At 33.9% G+C, this 3,192-nt stretch carries 3 protein-coding genes; all 3 read right to left on the bottom strand.

Annotated features, from left to right (window positions below; all coding sequences use genetic code 11):
* Positions 1–103: 103 nt before the first annotated feature.
* Positions 104–1,462 carry a pilus assembly PilX N-terminal domain-containing protein gene (locus PHQ99_08300; GenBank protein MDD4289571.1) on the bottom strand — a complete coding sequence of 453 codons (1,359 nt, stop codon included), beginning with the start codon at positions 1,460–1,462 and terminating at the stop codon, positions 104–106.
* A gap of 157 nt (positions 1,463–1,619) precedes the next feature.
* The gene (locus PHQ99_08295) at positions 1,620–2,159 is read right to left on the bottom strand and encodes a type II secretion system protein (GenBank protein ID MDD4289570.1); all 540 of its coding nucleotides are present in this window, start codon (positions 2,157–2,159) and stop codon (positions 1,620–1,622) included.
* Positions 2,160–2,196: 37 nt separating this feature from the next.
* Positions 2,197–3,192 (bottom strand): Ig-like domain-containing protein (locus tag PHQ99_08290; GenBank protein MDD4289569.1); only part of this gene is annotated, 996 nt, incomplete at its 5' end.

Below are 3,192 nucleotides of genomic sequence, written 5' to 3'. Positions count from 1 at the left end.
TTTTACATTATTTGATACTTTTTTTATAAAATTATATTCTATTGGTCTATCTTTAAGTTGTTTGTTATTTATATACTATTATAATACAATCAATTATAATATACTATATTTCCTGCCAGGAAACTTTATCATATCTCGCATTCCCAAGGGTTGTAACTGTTGTAAAGTTTTCCATAAAATCACCGTCATAATTAATGGTTGTCTTATTATGCATCCAGACTTCTTCAGCTACTACTGCACCTGTAACAACTGAATCATTCCGAAAATCCACCATTCCTCCAGGCATTAGCTCTCCCTCATCATTATAATAACCACCCGATTGCACTACTCCGTTTAACGATGATGAGCTTGCATGTAGCAAAACATCTCCCATAGCTGCAAGTGCAATAGGGCCAGGGTAAGCACCTTCCGGGACTGGATCACTTCTGTTAATGGTAAGATTAGAACCGTTCTTAAATTCCATAGTTCCTGAAGAATCATTAGGGTCATCCGGATTAGTCTTGGCAACTACCAGGGCACCATCATTTATAGTAAGAGAATCTCCATTTCTAAACACAACATCACCTTCTACATATACAACTCCTGTAAATTCATAGTCTCCTCTACCATAATCTTTTGAATCAAAGCCATTTGGATAGTAAGTTCCATTAGCCTCAGCCATAGCTTTTAATTCATCATAAGGTACCGGGGGGATATCCATTGCTGGCCAGTTACCAGGTCCTGAAAAATCACCATTATCAGTATCATCTAAATCATTTAAAGCACTATAAGGTGTATTGGGATAGTCATCAGGAATACCTGAAGTAGTTGCTGTTCCATCGAATTCATACGGTCCCTTTACTTCAATACCATAATTCGAGTGTATATCTCCACCGGTAATTGTAGCACCAGGATTACCCTGAAAGGTAATCATGTGGTCTGTCAATATTGCTTTGTCATACAAGACACTGGTTCGTTGAGTAATTGTAAAATGCGCAACAACTTGGATCGTCCTTTTACCTGTTACATCTTCTCCATTTCCTTCGACAACACCAGTTGATTTTATTACTACCCAGTCTTTTATTTTTTCCCCTGTCTCTCTTCTTGGGTCGTCTTCCGGGAGAGGTTCGATTGAAACTTCATAATATTCATCTTCACTACCACTATGATTAATTCCATAATCTGGCCAACGTGGATCATCAATTGTTAAATCATCAGGTAGCTCTATTCCACCATTTTCCCCACTTGTATTTAATTTCCAGAGCATTTCTTCTACTCCTGATTCAGCAAGGTAAAATGCTTTTGTTGAATCTCGCTGTAATGTAGATAGCTTGGTATCGTTTTGTGCCATAACAAGCATAGCAATTACAATACTGACCAAAACAAAAGTAAAAATTAGTACACTTAACAGAGCCATTCCATTTTGGGATTTTAATATTTTACCATTTTTGTTTATGTAAAATGATCTTAGAATATTTTTCATATTTATCACCTTCTTTTTTAAAAGAATCTTATTTAATATTTAATTACAAATAGAACATATACATAATAATATTATTTATGTTATATTTATTATATATTATTTATAATGTCAAAATAAAGCAATTTATCTTTATCTCTTTATTGTCTTCTATATTTTCTCATAATCCATAATTTCTTAAATTAACTTCGGTATTAAGAACAACATCAGGATTACCTCCTGTTGCTGCATCTCCGTCTAAATCCAACTGAAGATTAATTAATATTTTTGATGCATTACTTTCATCAGTCATAATAATCCCTGATTGATTTAAATATGTCACGGAAAAATCATGAACATTATCTAATAATGTTGCAGGAGTTCCACTTCCACTTTTTCTGGTTATGCTATCACCAGAAGTTCCAGACCAGCTGTATGTTACATTGTCTTTTGAAAGAATGTTGTATTCAACTATTATAGTATTTTCACCAGAAGCACTATCAAATTTATCTCCCTCTCTAATTTCCTTAACCATTTGGTCAAGTCTCATGCGGGCTTCTCTTTGAGCTTTCAATTGATATTGTCCTGATATCCAGGAACGAATTCCTCCACCAAAAAAAGAAACCGTCCCAATTATAATCAGGCTTAATACAGCCACAACAACCATCAATTCTATTAAGGTAAATCCATTTTTATTAAAAGAATTTTTTTTTGCAATCATTTATCTTTTCCTTTATCTTTTCCCTTTAATTCCTAGCTTAGTTAAGATAAAAAGTTATATTTGGCGTTATTTCAGTCAACGTTTCAGGATTTATAAAAGCAATCGTCCAATCTTTCTTTTTAACATCTTTATCGAATATCATTTTAATTTCATAAGATTCATCTTTGTTTAAAATGTAATATGTTGGATTGTTAAGTTGATTAAAAGTAATAGTAGTCCCATTTTCTGCACCCGAGCTGTTATAATATACTTGTGTGTCACCAATCCACAATTCTGACAACTTTTCATTCCCGTTTGGTACCCAAGATATAATCATTTGTTCCAAATCAATACTGCTATTTAGAACATTTATATTAAAATATACCTGTTTTTTCCCATCTTTTCCAGTACCATGCTCTTGGGAATTATTTATTAATTCTATTGCAATTGGAGGAGCTTCACAGCTAATATTGATAATGCCACTATCTCCACCTGCTTCAGCAGTAACAGTTACAGAATCTCCAGCAGTCAAATTACTCAAAACTACAGTCGTTTCACCGTTCCCATCTGTAGTTTTAATCACGGGTGAATCAGAACCATCTATCCTTGCATTGCTGTAATCATCTAATGAAAATTCTACTTCGATTCCACTAACTGGATTCCCGTTTTCAGTAACTGTGGCTTTAATATCCAAGGTTTCCCCAACCGAGATTGTTGTTTTATCAGCTGTTAGATTAACCTGATAAATAGGAGCACTTGTACAAATAACTTCTACAAAATCAAGCACTACAGTAGAATCGCCTTGCCAGTTAGCCTCTACTGTAGTTGTTCCTGCAATATCGATATTAAGCGTAACTGATGTTACTCCAAGTTCATTTGTAGTTCCACTATTGCTGCTTAAATTGCCATTCCCATCTTTAATAATAAAATTAATATTTTCGCCTTCAACAAGGTACCCGTCAGCATTAGTTAACTCAGCAGTAATGGTTGTAGAATTTCCTTCAGCAATTGTTAATGGATTTGCAGTAACATATAAACTATGATTTCTGCATAA

Source organism: Atribacterota bacterium (genome assembly GCA_028703475.1).
Taxonomy (GTDB): domain Bacteria; phylum Atribacterota; class Phoenicimicrobiia; order Phoenicimicrobiales; family Stramentimicrobiaceae; genus JAQVMU01.
Note: the sequence above shows the minus strand (reverse complement) of the source record. Positions and strands in the feature narration are given on the sequence as shown.

Excerpts from the sequence above, each read along its gene's own strand:
- PHQ99_08295 (MDD4289570.1), bottom strand. The coding sequence starts at position 2,159 with ATGATTGCAAAAAAAAATTCTTTTAATAAAAATGGATTTACCTTAATA.
- PHQ99_08300 (MDD4289571.1), bottom strand. The coding sequence starts at position 1,462 with ATGAAAAATATTCTAAGATCATTTTACATAAACAAAAATGGTAAAATA.